The organism is Roseicyclus marinus (assembly GCF_036322625.1).
Classification (GTDB): domain Bacteria; phylum Pseudomonadota; class Alphaproteobacteria; order Rhodobacterales; family Rhodobacteraceae; genus Roseicyclus; species Roseicyclus marinus_A.
In genome coordinates, this window is sequence record NZ_AP027266.1 from 3,219,653 (window position 1) to 3,235,627 (window position 15,975).

Annotated in this window: 15 protein-coding genes; 11 read left to right on the forward strand and 4 right to left on the reverse strand. The window is 65.4% G+C overall.

All coding sequences use genetic code 11. The features are described 5' to 3' along the window. Positions 1 to 594 (reverse strand): outer membrane protein, encoded by a 594-nt coding sequence (locus AABA51_RS15630; protein ID WP_338273036.1) that lies wholly within the window; start codon positions 592 to 594, stop codon positions 1 to 3. Positions 595 to 810: 216 nt separating this feature from the next. Here AABA51_RS15630 and AABA51_RS15635 point away from each other — a divergent pair, with 216 nt between their 5' ends. Continuing rightward, a complete protein-coding gene (locus AABA51_RS15635; RefSeq protein ID WP_338273037.1) occupies positions 811 to 1,866 on the forward strand; it encodes a glycosyltransferase family 4 protein in 1,056 nt (351 codons plus the stop codon). 32 nt (positions 1,867 to 1,898) lie between these two features. On the opposite strand, the gene hemF is transcribed toward AABA51_RS15635, so the two are convergent. Next, positions 1,899 to 2,780 (reverse strand): oxygen-dependent coproporphyrinogen oxidase, encoded by an 882-nt coding sequence (gene hemF / locus AABA51_RS15640; protein ID WP_338273038.1) that lies wholly within the window; start codon positions 2,778 to 2,780, stop codon positions 1,899 to 1,901. A gap of 266 nt (positions 2,781 to 3,046) precedes the next feature. Between hemF and AABA51_RS15645 the strand changes: the two genes are divergently transcribed. Continuing rightward, positions 3,047 to 4,717 carry a serine hydrolase gene (locus tag AABA51_RS15645; RefSeq protein WP_425328819.1) on the forward strand — a complete coding sequence of 557 codons (1,671 nt, stop codon included), beginning with the start codon at positions 3,047 to 3,049 and terminating at the stop codon, positions 4,715 to 4,717. Positions 4,718 to 4,883: 166 nt separating this feature from the next. Here the strand turns inward: AABA51_RS15645 and AABA51_RS15650 are convergent, their stop codons facing one another. Then, positions 4,884 to 6,830 carry a lytic transglycosylase domain-containing protein gene (locus tag AABA51_RS15650; RefSeq protein ID WP_338273039.1) on the reverse strand — a complete coding sequence of 649 codons (1,947 nt, stop codon included), beginning with the start codon at positions 6,828 to 6,830 and terminating at the stop codon, positions 4,884 to 4,886. A gap of 152 nt (positions 6,831 to 6,982) precedes the next feature. Between AABA51_RS15650 and dapA the strand changes: the two genes are divergently transcribed. From dapA to AABA51_RS15695, 9 genes are all read left to right on the forward strand, one after another. Next, entirely contained in the window at positions 6,983 to 7,852 is an 870-nt protein-coding gene (gene dapA / locus AABA51_RS15655; protein WP_338273040.1) for a 4-hydroxy-tetrahydrodipicolinate synthase, read from the forward strand. Continuing rightward, a complete protein-coding gene (locus AABA51_RS15660) occupies positions 7,849 to 8,331 on the forward strand; it encodes a TrmO family methyltransferase domain-containing protein (protein ID WP_338273041.1) in 483 nt (160 codons plus the stop codon). Before dapA ends, AABA51_RS15660 begins: the two co-directional genes overlap by 4 nt. Before the next feature lie 17 nt (positions 8,332 to 8,348). Further along, positions 8,349 to 8,822, forward strand: a complete 474-nt coding sequence (smpB, locus tag AABA51_RS15665; protein ID WP_338273042.1) for an SsrA-binding protein SmpB — start codon at positions 8,349 to 8,351, stop codon at positions 8,820 to 8,822. Positions 8,823 to 8,996: 174 nt separating this feature from the next. Further along, the gene (gene sseA / locus AABA51_RS15670; RefSeq protein ID WP_338273043.1) at positions 8,997 to 9,848 is read left to right on the forward strand and encodes a 3-mercaptopyruvate sulfurtransferase; all 852 of its coding nucleotides are present in this window, start codon (positions 8,997 to 8,999) and stop codon (positions 9,846 to 9,848) included. Next, the gene (locus tag AABA51_RS15675; protein ID WP_338273044.1) at positions 9,845 to 10,411 is read left to right on the forward strand and encodes a GNAT family N-acetyltransferase; all 567 of its coding nucleotides are present in this window, start codon (positions 9,845 to 9,847) and stop codon (positions 10,409 to 10,411) included. Before sseA ends, AABA51_RS15675 begins: the two co-directional genes overlap by 4 nt. Positions 10,412 to 10,422: 11 nt before the next feature. Continuing rightward, entirely contained in the window at positions 10,423 to 11,598 is a 1,176-nt protein-coding gene (locus AABA51_RS15680; RefSeq protein ID WP_338273045.1) for an aromatic amino acid transaminase, read from the forward strand. A 79-nt stretch (positions 11,599 to 11,677) separates the two neighbouring features. After that, positions 11,678 to 12,301, forward strand: coding sequence for a queuosine precursor transporter (locus tag AABA51_RS15685; protein ID WP_338273046.1), 624 nt, complete (start codon positions 11,678 to 11,680; stop codon positions 12,299 to 12,301). A gap of 308 nt (positions 12,302 to 12,609) precedes the next feature. Beyond that, entirely contained in the window at positions 12,610 to 13,029 is a 420-nt protein-coding gene (arfB, locus tag AABA51_RS15690) for an alternative ribosome rescue aminoacyl-tRNA hydrolase ArfB (protein ID WP_338273047.1), read from the forward strand. A 515-nt stretch (positions 13,030 to 13,544) separates the two neighbouring features. After that, the gene (locus tag AABA51_RS15695; protein WP_338273048.1) at positions 13,545 to 14,585 is read left to right on the forward strand and encodes a hypothetical protein; all 1,041 of its coding nucleotides are present in this window, start codon (positions 13,545 to 13,547) and stop codon (positions 14,583 to 14,585) included. On the opposite strand, the gene pncB is transcribed toward AABA51_RS15695, so the two are convergent. Further along, on the reverse strand, positions 14,586 to 15,878 hold the full coding sequence (gene pncB / locus AABA51_RS15700; protein ID WP_338273049.1) for a nicotinate phosphoribosyltransferase: 1,293 nt from the start codon (positions 15,876 to 15,878) through the stop codon (positions 14,586 to 14,588). Positions 15,879 to 15,975: the final 97 nt, after the last annotated feature.

The following is a 15,975-nucleotide window of genomic DNA, read 5'->3' on the forward strand; positions in this document are numbered from 1 at the left end:
TCAGAAGCGGAAATTGACCGAAAGCGCTGCGGTCGTTGCATCGGCTTCGAGGCCTGCGAGGGTGAAATCGCTGAAGTCGTGGTAGAGCAGTTCGGCACCGAGCGTCACGTTGTCGGCGACGAAGACCTCGTAGCCCAGACCCGCGAACCAGCCGTTGCTGTCGCCCACCGTGGCGGCGGAGGTTTCGGCGCGTGCCCAACCGGCGGTGCCGTAGGCCCAGTTCTGGCCAAGGTCGATACCGGCCCGGGCCCCCAGACGGGTGACCGAATCGACGGTGGTGACACTGCCCAGCGCGATGTCGGTGCTGTCGTATTGCAGGCCACCGCCGAGGATGTAGTCGCCGAAGTCGAAGTCGTAATAGGCGCGCAGGCCATAGAGGACATCATCGCCGTCGAGGGCCGCGGCCCCCGAGGTGGAGACATCGCCATAGCCAAGCTGCACACCGACCGAGGGGCCGGTCCAGTCCATCGTCGAGACGACGGGCACCGGTGCGACGGCGACGGGGGCGAGCGCGGGTTCGGCAAGGCCGCCGGCAAAGGCAGGCAGGGCGGCAAAGCTCGAAAGGCCAGCGGCGAGCAGGGTTGAACGGGACATGATATCTGCACTCCTTGTGGTTTCATTGTCGTTGGGACCACCCGGCACGCAGGCGGTTGTCTTTCAGGCTATGAAGCGTGGGGTGGTGTTCAACCGGCGCGGCGGACACGAAACCGGGAGGGGCGCGTGAAGCGCTGCAATCCGCCGATGGCCGATGCGTGGTGTCGGCAGGTCCCCGCTTGTTCGCGGGGTCGGCGCGGGCTAGGCCTAGCCTCCATGGATCATCCCGACCTTTCCACGATCGACGTGCTGGCCCCCAATTTCAAGAAACGCCTGTCGGGCGTGACGGCGACGGTCGTGCGGCTGGTGCCGTTGCAGGCGCGCGATATCGCGATTGCCGCCGTGGCCCCTGCCCTGCCGCCGCATGTGCCGCAGGTGCCGATGCGGGCGCTCTTGACCATGTCGCGGGAGGGGCCGTCGGGGGCGCGGGTCTGGCATGCGCGGCGCAATTCCGAGATGCTGGCGGGCATCTTGCTCAAGCGGGTGTTGGGCAAGCGGCTGAAGCTGTTGTTCACCTCGGCCTCGCAGCGGCGTCACACGCGCTACAGCAAGTGGCTGATCGGGCAGATGGATCATGTGATTTCCACCTCGCGGCGGACGGCGGAATATCTTGAACGGCCCTCGGACGTGATCTTGCACGGGATCGACCTGACGGGATTCGCCCCGGCCGGGGATCGCGCGGGGCTGCGCGCGCGGATGGGCCTGCCTGCCGGGCCGCTGATCGGCTGTTTCGGGCGCATCCGGGCGCAGAAGGGCACGGGCGATTTCGTCAAGGCGATGATCGAGGTGCTGCCGGAATTCCCGGGCGCTTGTGCCATCGTGATGGGGCGCGCGACCGAAAAGCATCGCGCCTATGAGCGGGGGTTGCGGGAACAGGTTCTGGCCGCGGGGCTGGAGGATCGCATCTTGTTCAAGCCCGAGGTGCCGGTCCACGAGATCGCGGATTGGTACCGGGCGCTGGACCTGTTCGTCGCGCCGCAACGCTGGGAGGGGTTCGGGCTGACGCCGTTGGAGGCGATGGCCTGCGGCGTGCCGGTGGTGGCGACACGGGTCGGCGCCTTCGAGGAACTGGTGGTGCCGGGACGGACCGGGGCGCTGATCGCGCCGCAGGATGTCGGCGCAATGGCCGGGGCCGTGCGCGGATACCTGGAGAACCCGGCCGAGATGCTGCTCCAGGGCGAGGATGCGCGGGCCCATGCGGTCGCGCGGTTCGACATCGCGGGCGAGGCCGCGGCGATCACCGCGATCTACCGCAAGCTGTTGGCGGGTTAGGCCCGCCCGCTGAGGTCGTCGTCAGGTCGCTGTCAGGTCCATTTCGCGATGGGCGGCAAGCTCATCAGGACGGCATTGGCGTCATGGCCGGTTTCCAGCCCGAACTTGGTGCCGCGGTCATAGACGAGGTTGTATTCGGCATAGAGGCCGCGGTGGACCAGCTGCGCCTCGCGGTCGGCATCGGACCAGGGCAGGTGGCGGCGGCGTTCGACGCAAGGCACGAAGGCCGGAAGGAAGGCGCGGCCCACATCCTGGGTGAAGGCGAAATCGGCCTCCCAGTCGCCGGTGTTGAGATCGTCGTAGAAGATGCCGCCCACGCCCCGCGCGCGGTGGCGGTGGGGGACGTAGAAATAGTCGTCGGCCCAGGCCTTGTAGCGGTCATAGGCATCGGCGCTGTGGCGGTCGCAATGATCCTTGAGGACGCCGTGGAAATGGGCGGTATCCTCGGCATATTCGATGGCGGGGTTCAGGTCGGAGCCGCCGCCGAACCAATGGGCCACGGGTGTCCAGAACATGCGGGTGTTCATGTGGACGGCGGGCGCGTGGGGGTTTTGCATGTGGGCGACAAGGCTGATGCCCGAGGCCCAGAAGGTGGGATCGGCGCGCAGCCCGTCCATGTTCTTGCGGGCGGACATGGCGGCGACGGCGCGATCGCCCAGCTGGCCATAGACGGTCGAAACGTTCACGCCGACCTTTTCGAAGACGCGGCCGCCGCGCATCACGCTCATCAGGCCGCCGCCGGCATCGGAGCCGTCGTCGGAATGGCGCTTGGTTTCGGTCACCTCGAACCGGCCTGCGGGCTGGTCGCCGCCGTGGCTGTCCTCGAGCGCCTCGAAGGCGGCGACGATATCGTCGCGGAGGCTGCGGAACCACGCGGAGGCGCGGGTTTTGCGGTCGTCGTAATTGTCCTTCACGGGGGCGGTCCTCTCTCGTCTCGGGCCGGTTCTACCAGAGGCGGAGCGCCGATGCCACGCGCCGTTTCGCCTTTTGCGTGTATTGCCGCAGGGGGGCATGGATGATGTGGGACGCCGCGACCGGGACACTATATCGAGCGGGTCTCACATCTTTCGATAGATTCGGCTTTTTTTCGGCGCATCCGATGGATTTCAACAAGAAAATGGCATAATCTTCCGTTAACCGCCGCAACAGACGGCACCCCGAGGCAGAGCGAGCAGGCTCCGTGCACCATAGACCGACCCTTGCGGCCCTTTTGGGGCTGATCGCGTTGTGCGTCGTGACGCTGACGGCCCTGCCGCTGCGCGCCGCGCCCTATGCGGCGATGGTGATGGATGCGCGCACGGGCGAGGTGCTGCATTCGCGCAATGCCGACACGCGTCTGCACCCGGCATCCCTCACCAAGATGATGACGCTCTATATCGCCTTCGAGGCGATCCGGCTGGGCGAGATCACGCTGGATACGCAGGTGCGCATTTCGCAGCACGCCGCGTCGGAGCCGCCGTCGCGGTTGGGCTTGCGGGCCGGATCGACGATCCGCTTCCGCTACCTGATCCGCGCCGCCGCGATCCGGTCGGGCAATGATGCGGCGACGGCCATCGGAGAGGCGATCGCGGGGTCCGAGGCGGCTTTTGCGCGGCGGATGAACCGCACCGCCCGCGCGCTCGGCATGGCGCGGACCACGTTCCGCAATGCCCATGGCCTGACCGAAGAGGGCCACCTGTCGACCGCGCATGACATGACGATCCTGGGGCGGCGGTTGTTCTACGATTACCCGGAATATTACAACATCTTCTCCCGCCGGGAGGAGGATGCCGGGATCGCGCGCATCCGCAACACGAACCGCGCGGTGCTGGACGCCTATCGCGGCGCGGACGGGATCAAGACGGGCTACACCCGCGCGGCGGGGTTCAACCTTGTCGCCTCGGCGGAACGGGGCAACGTGCGGATCATCGCCACGGTTTTCGGCGGGCAATCGGCAGCCTGGCGCAACCAGCGGATCATGGAATTGCTGGACCTTGGCTTTGCGCAGGCCCCGGCACGGGCGACCGAGCGCCGCCCGTCGCTGCCGGTCTATGACAATGACGGGGACCCCGATGGGCCCATTGGTCAGGTCACGCGGCCCAGCGGGCTTGTGTCACGCTCGATCCGGCCCCTGCAACGGCCGGGCGCGGTGCCCGCATTGGTGGCAAGCGCCCCCCCGGCACCGGAATTGTTGCAGGCGATCGAACAGGCGGTGGGCGAGGCGATGGCGGCCGAGCCCGACGGCGAGAGCGATGTCCCGACCGGCATGACGCCTGCGCCGCGCCCGGATACGATCCTTGCCGCCGTGCCGGAGGTCGAGCCGCAGGCCGAAGCCTTGCCCGAGGAGAGCGCGCCGCCGGTCGAAGGGGCCGGAGCGGCAGCGCAACTGGCCGAGGCCGCGCTTGAGACAAGCGAAGAACCGGAATTGGCGGAAAGCGCCCCCGAACCCCGGCCCGAAGACAGCGGCCCGGTGATCGAGGTCGCAGAGGCACCCGCCCCTGCCCCCGCCCCGTCCGACCAGCCGGTCACGCAGGTTGCGAGCCTTGCCGTGCCGCCGCGTCCGGCGCAGGTACCGACAGGCCCCGCGCAGCCGACCGGGCCCGAGATCGTCACGCGGGCGTCTTCCTCGGGGGAGCGGTTGTTCGGCGTGTCGCTGGGGCCGCAACCCTCGCATCATGCCGCCGAAAGGCTCTTGTTGCGGACCGCGCTCAGCGAGGTCACGAGTTTCGAGCAATCCCTGCGCCGCGTGGTGCAACGCAACGGCGGCTACGAGCCCCGGTTCCAGGGCATGACCGAGGATCAGGCCGCGCGCGCCTGTGCACGGCTGACCGCGCGCGGGATACCCTGCGAAACCTTCGGCCCGGCATCCTGACGCCGTGGCGCGGGTCGCGCGCAGGCTTTGTCAGGTGACCTGCGGCAACCCTTGATATTGCATGTTCGGCCAAGGTTCAGGCCCGGTGCCCAGTTTTGCGCAACATGCGTTTTCTGTCGCATGTTCTGGATGCACAAAACCGGTGCCCACTTTTGCGCAACATGCGCTAGCGTGACAGCCGTTCGGCCAGCCCCAGTTCGGGCAAGCGCCCGGTCAGCTGCGCCTCGTAGATCGCGAGGCTTTCGGTCACGCGCATGATGTAGTTGCGGGTTTCGGTGAAGGGGATCGCCTCGATCCAGAACACCACGTCCTGGGCCTGGCGCGGATCGCCGAACCGCTCGATCCATTCCGCCGCCCGCGCTGGCCCCGCGTTATAGGCGGCTGAGACGAGCACGGGGTTGCCGTCGTAGCGTTCGATAAGACCGGCCAGAAAGGTCGAGCCGATCAGCGCATTGTGCGCGGGATCGTCGAGCAGGCGGTTCTGCGAATAGTCGAGGCCCAGATCGCGGGCCGTATCGCGCGCGGTGCCGGGCATGACCTGCATCAGGCCCAGCGCCCCCGCAGGGCTGACCACCGCCGGGTTGAATTCCGATTCGCGCCGCGCGATGGCGAGGATGAAAGGCGCGGGCGCGGGCAGATCGGCCTCGGCCAGCGCGGGGACGACCGGGTAATAGGGGCGCATGATTTCATCGCCCGCCTGTGCGGCGCGTTTGCCGATCAGGACCGCCAGATAGGCATCGCCCAGGTCGAGAGCGAAATCGCCCAGCATCCCCGCCTGATCGCGCGGGAGACTTTCGGTCAGATGGGTGAGGAAGCGCGCGGCGAGCGTCCGTTCGCCCGCTTCGTAGAGCAGGAGACCGGCGTGAAAGACCTCGGAGCCGGTGAAGGGCGCCTGCCGCCAATCGCCGTAGGTCTCGGTCCCGAGAAAGGCGGGATCGACGGGCAATTCGGCGCGATCCTGCGCCAATTGTCCGTAAAAGCTCGATTGGTAGCGCGCGCCCAGCGCATAGGCTTCGGCGGCTTGCGCGGCATTGCCTGCGGCCTCGTGGGCGCGGCCCAGCCAATAGCCCGCGCGCCCCATCGAGATGGGGGAAAAGACGGCATCGCGGAAGGCGGTGAAATGGGTGATGGCGGTGTCATTGCGGCCCAGACGGTAGGCGCAATAGCCCGCGAGCCATTCGAGTTCGGAGAAATCGACGTAATCCTCGGCCCGGTCGAGATGATGGTTGGCGGCATAGGCGTAGCAGGTTTCGAATGCCCCCTCGCGCATCACGTCGCGCGCCAGATCGGCGCGGCGGTCGGCCCAGGCACGCGGGCGGCCCAAGGCTGCGGCGGAGCCAGACCGCTCGGCCATCAAGTCGCCCGCCGTGTCCCAGAAACCCGCGCCGATGCGCCACAGAAAGCGCTCATAGGCAAGACCCGGATCATCGGCGAGATCGGCGGGAACCGCTTCGATCAGGGCATCGACACCGGGTTGGCGCGCGCGCAGCGCCAGACGCGCCTCGGCCAGCGCCTGCCAGCCTTGGGGGACCAGGGGGAACATGGCGCGGGCGCGTTCGGCCGCCCCTTCCCACAGGAGATGGTCGAGCCGGTCGATGTGGTGGCTGCCCGCGTTCAGGACCGGGCCAAAGGCCGCCCGGAGCGCCGCAGCCTCATCCCCCGACATGGTGATGGTGGTCCAGGCGCGGATCGCCTCGGCCTCGGCGGCGGCTTGGTCGCCGGTGGCCAGATGCGCGCGGGCCAGCGCCAGCGCGCCCGCGCCGGTGGTGGGCGGGGTGGTGGCGAAATAGGCGCGCACGCGGGCGGGATCGGCGTTTTCGGGGATCGACGGCTCACCCTGCGAGCGGAGGTAATCGAGGCCCGGCCAATCGGGATTGCGGTCGAGAAAGGCGATGTGATCGGCCCAATCGGCCCCGCCCCGGCGCAGGCGGGTCCATTCGACGATGTCGCGCGCGACGGGATCGGTGATCGGGGCTGCGGCCTGTGCGGCAAGGTCGAGATCACCGCGCGACAAGGCGGCAAGGGCAAGGCCCAACGCCTCTGCCTGCTGGTCGGCACGGGCCGGGAGCGGCGCGAGCACGAGAACAAGGCAAAGCAGGAGATGTCGCATCATTCGGTATCCTATCGCGTGTCGGCCCCGAGGATAGGGCCAGCCGCCGAGGGTGCAACACACGAACTTGGCATTCCCGCGCGCCATCGCTAGTGTCCGCGCGAATTTGCCGACCGGGGATGCCGGCGGTTTCTCTCGACGAAAGGATGCGTGTCATGTTCCAGGGCTCGATGCCTGCGCTGGTCACGCCGTTCAAGGACGGCGCGGTGGATTTCGACGCGCTGAAACGGCTGGTGGAGTGGCAGATCGCCGAAGGATCGACCGGGCTGGTGCCGGTGGGCACGACCGGGGAAAGCCCGACGCTGACCCATGCCGAGCATGAGCAGGTGATCGAGGCGGTCGTGCAGACCGCGGCGGGCCGCGTGCCGGTGATCGCGGGGGCGGGCAGCAACAACACGGTCGAGGCGATCCGGTTCGTCGAACATGCCAAGGCGGTGGGCGCGGATGCAGCGCTGGTCGTGACGCCCTATTACAACAAGCCCACGCAAAAGGGGCTGATCGCGCATTTCTCGGCGCTGAACGAGATCGGGATGCCGATCATCATCTACAACATCCCGCCCCGGTCGGTCGTGGACATGCTGCCCGCGACGATGGGCGAATTGGCCAAGCTGCCCAATATCGTGGGCGTGAAGGATGCGACCGGCGATCTGAGCCGCGTGCCCAAGCAGCGCATGACCTGTGGGACGGATTTCGTGCAGCTGTCGGGCGAGGATGCGACGGCCGTGGGCTTCAACGCGCAGGGCGGCGTCGGCTGCATCAGCGTGACGGCGAATGTGGCGCCAAGGCTTTGCGCCGAGATGCAGGCGGCGACGCTGGCCGGCGATTACGCGGCGGCCCTGGCCTATCAGGACAAGCTGATGCCGCTCCACGAGGCGATTTTCACCGAACCGGGCGTCTGCGGGGCGAAATACGGCCTGTCGCTTTTGGGGCGCTGTTCGGAAGAGGTGCGGCTGCCGCTGACCGGCCTGTCGGAGGCGACCAAGGCGCAGATGGCGGCGGCGATGCGGCACGCGGGCATCTTGTGAGGCGGGAGGGCGAGATCGCCCTGCCCTTCGACCCCGCCACGCGCGCCGAGGCGGGGATCACCTTTGTCGGGCGCATCCGGTCGCCCTGGGGCAAGGGCACCGCGCCCAAGAACCTGCGGCTGGCGCGAGAGACGGGACAGGGCGCGCGGGTGGAGCTGGACCCCGTCTATGCGCCCGCGCTGACCGGGTTGCGGGTGGGACAGGCGATCCAGCTCTTGTATTGGGTGGACCGGGGCGAGCGCGACCTGTTGATCCAGAACCCCCACCATGACCGGGGGATCAAGGGAACCTTTGCGCTGCGCAGCCCCGTCAGGCCCAATCCCATTGCGTTGGGAACTGTCGTGATCACCTCGATCGACATGGAAGCGGGGGTTTTGGGCATCGATGCGACGGATGCCTGGGACGGGACGCCGGTGCTGGACATCAAGCCGTGGTTCGACAGCGTGGATGTGCCGCCGGGCTGGCACCCGGAGCGCTGACCGCCTATATCGGCGCAATGGCCAAGGACAGCGACAACAAGAACTACAAGGTGATCGCCGAGAACCGGCGGGCGCGGTTCGATTACGCGATCGAGGAAGATCTGGAAGTCGGGATCGTGCTGACCGGGTCGGAGGTGAAGAGCCTGCGGGTGAACAGCGCCAATATCGCCGAAAGCTACGCGGCGGTGGAGGGCGGGGAATTGTGGCTGGTGAACGGCTATATCGCGCCCTATGCGCAGGCCAAGACCTGGGGCCACGAGGAACGGCGGCGGCGCAAGCTGTTGGCCAGCCGCCGCGAATTGGCGCGGATGTGGAGCGCGACCCAGCGCGAGGGCATGACGCTGGTGCCCATCGTCATGTATTTCAACCACAAGGGCCTGGTGAAGCTGAAGCTCGGCATCGCCAAGGGCAAGAAGCTGGCCGACAAGCGCGAGACGAGCGCCAAGCGCGACTGGCAGCGGCAGAAGGCGCGTCTGTTGAAGCAGAATTGAGGCGGGCGCCTCTTTGGGCCTTTGGCCCGCATCGGCGGGGTCATGAACGCCTCCGGCGAGAGTTTTTTGCCAAGATGAAGGGGAGGGTCCGCGATGCCCCGGCGCTTGCGCGGCGGGCGCGGGGCAAGTAGGGCTAGGCGTCGGAACGATGCCTTTTGCGCGGAGGGCCCTGTCATGGCCGCTGACGACCCAAAGACGCTTGTCTCGACCGAATGGCTGGAGGCGCATCTGGAAGACCCGGATCTGCGGATCCTCGATGCCACCTATTTCCTGCCGGGCGTCGATCGTGACCCCAAGGCGGAATACGCCGCAGGCCATATTCCCGGCGCCCGCTATTTCGACATCAACGAGATCGCCGATGCGCGCAGCGCCCTGCCCCATATGGCGGCACCGGTCGAGAAATTCGTGAGCCGGATGCGCGCCATGGGCGTGGGCGATGGACACCAGGTGGTGGTCTATGACGCGATGGGCCTGTTTTCGGCGGCACGCGTGTGGTGGAATTTCCGCCTGATGGGCAAGACCGATATCGCGGTTCTGGATGGCGGCCTGCCCAAGTGGAAGGCCGAGGGCCGCCCGCTGGAGGACATGCCCCCGATCCTGCGCGACCGCCACATCACGGTGCAGCGGCAGGCGCATCTGGTGAAGGATGTGACGCAGGTCGCCGCCGCCTCGAAGCTGGGGGATTGGCAGATCGTCGATGCGCGGTCCCCCGGACGGTTCCGGGGCGAAGAGCCGGAGCCGCGCCCGGGGATGCGGTCGGGCCATATCCCGCGGTCGAAGAACGTGCATTACGCGAGCCTGCTCAACGCCGATGGCACGATGAAGGGCAATGACGAGCTGCGCGCGATTTTCGAGGCCGCGGGTGTCGATGTGGGCAAGCGGACGATCACCACCTGCGGGTCGGGCGTGACGGCGGCCATCGTCATGCTGGCGCTGCATCGGTTGGGGAATGCCGATGTCTCGCTCTATGACGGGTCGTGGTCGGAATGGGGCCAGTTCGAGCAGCTTCAGGTCGAGACCGGATGAGCCTGATCCCGGCGGGAACCGAGGTTTCCTACACGATCACCTATCTGCAGATGGATGCGCGGCCCGACTGGAGCGCGCCGCGTCTGCCCGAGCATATCCGGTTGGAACGCGCCATCGATCCGCCGGTCTGGTATTTCCTGACGCTCTATGACGCGGTGGGCCGCGATTACGAATGGCAGGATCGGTTCGACGAGGCCGAGACGGACCCGGCGGCCCTGCAGGCCTTTGTCCGCGATCCGGAGGTCGTGATCTGGACCGCGATGGGCCATGGATGGCCGCAGGGGTTCTTCATGCTGGATTGGCGGCAGGAAGGCGTCTGCGATCTGGCCTATTTCGGGTTGGTGCCGCAGGCGGTCGGACAGGGCTGGGGCAAGGCACTGCTGCAAACCGCGATCACGACGGGTTGGGCGCGGGAGGGTGTTGCGCGCATGACGGTGAACACCTGCACGCTGGACCATCCGCGCGCGCTGACCATGTACCAGAAGCTGGGCTTTCGACCCGTGGCGCGCGAGGAGCGGCGGCGCGTTCTGGTGCATGATCGCGATCCGTCGCTGTTTTCCTGAAAGAGCCTTCCATGTTCGAAACCGTGACGCCCCCCGAACCCGACAAGATCATCCGGCTGATGGGGATGTTCGCCGCCGACCCGAGGGTCGACAAGGTGGATCTGGGTGTGGGCGTCTATCGCTCGCCCGAGGGGAAAACGCCCGTGATGGCGGCGGTGAAGGCGGCCGAGCGCGCGATCTGGGAGCGGCAGGAGAGCAAGGGCTATGTCGGCCTGCGCGGCGATCCGGGCTTCATCGAGGCGATGCGGCGCCTGATCCTTGGCGATGCGGTGCCGGAGGCGCGGGTCGCGGGCGCGGGCACGCCGGGCGGCACGGCTGCGGTGCGGCAGGTGCTGGAGAGCGTGCACCGTTTGCAGCCCGGGGCGACGGTGTGGATCAGCGATCCGACATGGCCCAATCATCCCGCGATCATCGATCACCTGGGCCAGAAGCGGCGGAGCTATCGCTATTACGATGCGGCCAGCGGGTCGCTGGACCGGGAGGGGATGCTTGCCGATCTGGCGGAGGCGCGGCGCGGCGATCTGATCTTGCTGCATGGCTGTTGCCACAATCCGACGGGCGTCGATCCGGCTTTGGCGGATTGGCGCGCCTTGGCCGATCTTTGTGCGAGGACGGGGGCCATTCCCTTTGTCGATATGGCGTACCAAGGGTTTGGCGACGGGTTGGAGGCGGATGCGGCGGGGGTTCGGCTATTGGCCGAAGCGCTGCCGGAGGTGTTTGTCGCGGCGAGTTGTTCCAAGAATTTCGGGCTGTACCGGGAACGTGTCGGCGTTGTCCTGATCGTGACGGAGGCCAAGGCGGCGGCGGAGGGGGTTCTGGCGGGGATGAACCGGCAGAATTTTGCCTTTCCGCCGGATCATGGCGCGCGGGTGGTGCAAGATATCTTGTCGGATCAAACCCTTGGCGATGCGTGGCGGGCGGAGCTGGAGGGGATGCGCGAGGTCATGGCCGGCAACCGGCGGGCCTTGGCGCAGGCGCTGCGGGGGGCGACAGGATCGGACCGGTTCGGGTTCCTGGCGGCGCATCGGGGGATGTTTTCGCTGATCGGGGCGAGCCCGGAACAGGTTGATATCCTGAGGGAAAAGCACGGCATTTACCTGGTCGGGGACGGGCGGATGAATGTCGCGGGGCTGACGGCGGCGGCGATCCCGCGGGTTGCGGCGGCGCTGGCCGAGGTGCTTGCGTAAATCCGGTTTGGGGTGTAGGGGGCGGCTCTGCCCTTTTGGGGCCAAGTCTCCGACCACCTTGTAAAAACGGAAATACATCATGAATACCAAGTACTTGCCGGGCATCCTGGCGATGGCTGCCGTTGTCCTGGCCTCGAATATCCTCGTTCAATTCCTGTTCGGGAATTGGCTGACATGGGGCGCGTTCACCTATCCTTTGGCCTTTCTCGTCACCGATGTGATGAACCGGGTTTACGGCGTGCAGGCCGCGCGGCGCGTTGTTTTTGTTGGGTTTTTGGTCGGCGTCGGATGCTCGCTGATCGGCACGCAGATCATGGGCGAGTTCGGGCCGCTGGTCACGTTGCGCATCGCCGTGGGATCGGGGATCGCGTTTTTGACCGCGCAGCTCCTGGACGTGGCGATCTTCGACCGGCTCAGGAACGGGGCCTGGTGGCAAGCGCCTGTTTTTTCGAGCATAATCGGCTCGTCCATCGATACGGCGCTGTTTTTCTCCATCGCCTTTAGCGGAACGTTAACGTGGCTCGAGCCCGGTAACGATGTGTCCTGGGCGGGGGAGATGGTGCCGCTGTTGGGCTGGGGTCCTGTCGCGCCCTTGTGGGTGTCGCTGGCGGTGGCGGATTGGGGCGTCAAGCTGGCCATCGCCATGGTCGCGCTGATCCCGTTCCGGTTGCTCACGCGGAAATTCGTGGCACAGGTTGCGTGAATTGTTTTGACAACCGCAAAATCTGTGGCAGGCTGGACGTAACAGCAACCAAGCGAAAGGAGGTGATCCAGTGTCTAGAAGGGTATTGGAGAACGGTGTCGGGACAGCTTGGGAGGTGCGCGCCTGAGGCAATCCTCGGGTGAATTCGCCCTTGCAAGGTTGGTTAAGTCCTAACCGGACCGCCTCCTGATCTTTCGAAAGGGCCGCCCCTTGGGGTGGCCCTTTTTCGTTGGCCGGAGCCCTGCATAGGGTTTCCGTCGTGACACGGTAGTGATTGTGTAGGGCATCCGTAGCTACAGGCGCCCGACATGCCGCTGAGCATCACAGACACGATCACGCTGGCCGATTGGGAGATGACGGAGAGCTTTACCCGCTCCTCCGGGCCCGGTGGGCAGAACGTGAACAAGGTGTCGACAGCGGTCGAATTGCGGTTCGAGGCGGAACGGTCCCCGCATCTGCCCGATCCGGTCAAACGGCGGCTCAGGCGGCTGGCCGGGCGGCGCTGGACCAAGGAGGGGGCGGTGGTGATCCAGGTGGAGGAGACCCGGTCCCAGGCCCGCAACCGGGAGATCGCGCGGGAGCGGTTGGCCGAGCTGGTGCGCGCGGCGCTGGTCGCGCCCAAGGTGCGGCGGGCGACGCGGCCGACCAAGGGGTCGGTGGAACGGCGGATCAAGGCGAAAAAGGTGCGCGGCGAGGTGAAGGCGGGGCGGGGGAAGGTGGAGGAGTAGGGTGGGCAATTTGCCCACCACGCGCGCGGGTGGTGGACGGTTTTGTGGGCGACGGTTTGGTGGCGGCGGTTTGGTGGCGGGGGTTTGGTGGGCAGGATTGCCCACCCTACGCCGCGAGGTGGGCCGGGGTTGCGGCGGGCCTTGGCGGGGAGCCATGTGGTGGGCTCAAGCGAGGATGCGGCGGCGGTGACGGTGGTGGGGGGGGGGATGTATCGGGGCGTGGATGCGGCGGTGTAGGGTGGGCAATTTGCCCACCATGCGCGCGGGTGGTTGGCGGGAATGGTGGGTTGCACCCACCACGCAGCGCGGGTGGTGGGGCCGGTTTGGTGGGCAGGATTGCCCACCCTACGGTGCCGGGCTGAAGCCCGGCCTACGGGGTGTGGTGTAGAGGCTCACAATGGTGGGGTGGAACCCCACCCTACGCTTGCTCCTTAAAGTTAGGTAAGTATTTGCTTGAACTTTCATTTATATACGTTTCATCATAATCAGGACGAACTTTCTCACTGGTGAGCAGTATGCGTTTAGTTGGCTTTGATCCCGCCGGAAGGCCAGTACTTTCCCTTCCAATATACTACGATGTACAAGAAAGTAGAGTTCGACTTGATACTTTCATCGGCGTCGCCAAACAATACGAGATTTTAATTCACATACTTGCTGAGGAGATATTCGGTCAGCAAATAGTTATTCAAGTATATGTCCTTCCACCGGAAGAAGGATCCTTGCGCCAGGTTCTCGGTGTTGTAGTTGTTGCCGGCATGGGTGGCATATTGGGCACTGGCGGATGGGAGATTGGAAGAGGCTTCATAAACGGACTAACAGGACAATCCCCTGAAGAATGGTCTCAGCAACTTGGGGAAGAGCTGCGAGAAATGCTTTCTTCCGAAGCGGATGAATCAGCACCCACCCTTCAGCAGGAAGGACCAGATTTTGAGCTGCAACAAGTCGTTGAATTAACCTCTGCGGTCGTGGAGGTTGGTCAACATTTTGCCTCAAATACCACGCGCGATTTGGTATCTGCAGGGATTAACCCGGAGCAGTATGCGGATGCTTTCAATGCAAAAACCAAGTTGTTTCAGCATGTAGAGGTCGATATTCAAATTAATGGCATTGGATTTGGGCACGAACGAGAGGCGCCAATAAGAAGGGAAGACTTCGGCAAATATCAAATCCATACCAAGCGCGAAGATGAGCCAGATGAATGGATTCTCGAAACTGTAACCTACCGCGTAAGCTCTCCGAATTGGGACCGCTACGACAGCCGTAGAAAGTGGAAGGGCAGAGATCGAGAGGGTGGAGTAGTTTACTTTGTCATCATTGACGACGCTTTTTGGGAGCTCGCAAACAGTGGGGGTCTTGATTCAAACGTCATTGATGAGCTCGTTGCGCAAGTTGCAATCAAGGTAACTGACGGAAGAAAGGGAGAAAGGTATGTTTTGAAGGTCATTCGATTCAACGACAAACCCATATCGAAAGAGCTAAGCCCGACAGAACTTGGTGAGTTTGTAGAAAATAGACGCTCTCAATCTGGCTTCCATGATCAAGGCAGCTTGCTCTAACTAAACCACCACCTCAACCCGCTCCTGCTCGCCCACGCCGAACACCCGCTTGTACCGGGCGATCTCCGCCTCCGGCCCCATCGCCTTTTCGGGGTTGTCCGACAGCTTGACCGTGGGACGGCCGTTCGCCGCGACAGCCTTGCAGACGAGGCTGAACGGGGCAAGCGCGTCGTCGGCGACGAGACCGCGGAAGTCGTTGGTGAGCAGCGTCCCCCAGCCGAAGGACACCCGGACGCGACCGGAGAATTGGGCGTGGAGCGCGGCCATCTTGTCCACGTCGAGACCGTCGGAGAAGATCACCAGTTTCTCGCGAGGATCCTCGCCGCGGGATTGCCACCAGCGGATGGCGACCTCTGCCCCGCGGGCGGGGTCGCCGCTGTCGATGCGGATGCCGGTCCATTGGGTCAGCCAATCGGGGGCGCGGGACAGGAAACCCTCGGTCCCGTAGGTGTCGGGCAGGATGATGCGGAGGTTGCCGGAATGCTCCTCGTGCCAATCGGACAGCACGTCATAGGGGGCGCGGGAGAGGGCCTCGTCGGTTTCGGCCAAAGCGGCATAGACCATGGGGAGTTCGTGGGCGTTGGTGCCGATCGCCTCGAGATCAAGGTTTTTCGCGATGAGGCAGTTGGAGGTGCCGGCGAAGGCATTGCCCAGACCCTCGTTCATCGCCTGCACGCACCAATCCTGCCAGAGGAAGGAATGGCGGCGGCGGGTGCCGAAATCGGCGATGCGCAGGCCGTCGATCCTTTGCAGGCGCTCGACCTTTTCCCAGAGCTTGGTCATGGCGCGGGCATAGAGCACCTGCAGCTCGAAGCGGCCCATATGCGCGAGGGTCGCGCGGGAGCGGAGCTCCATCAGGACGGCGAGGGCGGGAATTTCCCACAGCATGACCTCGGGCCATTTGCCTTCGAAGGTGAGCTCGTATTGATCGCCGACGCGTTCGAGGTGGTAGGGGGGGAGCTGGAGCGCCTCGAACCATTCCATGAAATCGGGGCGGAACATCTGGCGCTTGCCGTAGAAGGTGTTGCCGCGCAGCCAGGTGCTTTCGCCGCGCGTCAGGCGGAGGGTGCGGATATGGTCGAGCTGTTCGCGAAGTTCGCCTTCGTCGATCAGGTTGGCGAGCGGAATGCGCGTGGTGCGGTTGATGAGGGAAAAGGTGACGGTCGTGTCGGGTTTGTTGCGGAACACCGACTGGCACATCAGGAGCTTGTAGAAATCGGTGTCGATGAGGGAGCGGACGATCGGGTCGATCTTCCACTTGTGGTTGTAGACGCGGGTGGCGATGTCCACCATGTCGGCCTCCGGTCGCTTGGTCGCGGCAGGTTAGAGCAAGGGGGGCGGGGCTTGTCCAGCGCGCGGGGGCGGTGGTAGCGGTTGAGAGCTGACGGGT

Coding starts and splice junctions, on each gene's coding strand:
- AABA51_RS15695 (WP_338273048.1), top strand. CDS start 13,545: ATGCGTTTAGTTGGCTTTGATCCCGCCGGAAGGCCAGTACTTTCCCTT.
- AABA51_RS15630 (WP_338273036.1), bottom strand. CDS start 594: ATGTCCCGTTCAACCCTGCTCGCCGCTGGCCTTTCGAGCTTTGCCGCC.
- AABA51_RS15635 (WP_338273037.1), top strand. CDS start 811: ATGGATCATCCCGACCTTTCCACGATCGACGTGCTGGCCCCCAATTTC.
- AABA51_RS15685 (WP_338273046.1), top strand. CDS start 11,678: ATGAATACCAAGTACTTGCCGGGCATCCTGGCGATGGCTGCCGTTGTC.
- pncB (WP_338273049.1), bottom strand. CDS start 15,878: ATGGTGGACATCGCCACCCGCGTCTACAACCACAAGTGGAAGATCGAC.
- arfB (WP_338273047.1), top strand. CDS start 12,610: ATGCCGCTGAGCATCACAGACACGATCACGCTGGCCGATTGGGAGATG.
- AABA51_RS15680 (WP_338273045.1), top strand. CDS start 10,423: ATGTTCGAAACCGTGACGCCCCCCGAACCCGACAAGATCATCCGGCTG.
- AABA51_RS15675 (WP_338273044.1), top strand. CDS start 9,845: ATGAGCCTGATCCCGGCGGGAACCGAGGTTTCCTACACGATCACCTAT.
- smpB (WP_338273042.1), top strand. CDS start 8,349: ATGGCCAAGGACAGCGACAACAAGAACTACAAGGTGATCGCCGAGAAC.
- AABA51_RS15650 (WP_338273039.1), bottom strand. CDS start 6,830: ATGATGCGACATCTCCTGCTTTGCCTTGTTCTCGTGCTCGCGCCGCTC.
- dapA (WP_338273040.1), top strand. CDS start 6,983: ATGTTCCAGGGCTCGATGCCTGCGCTGGTCACGCCGTTCAAGGACGGC.
- sseA (WP_338273043.1), top strand. CDS start 8,997: ATGGCCGCTGACGACCCAAAGACGCTTGTCTCGACCGAATGGCTGGAG.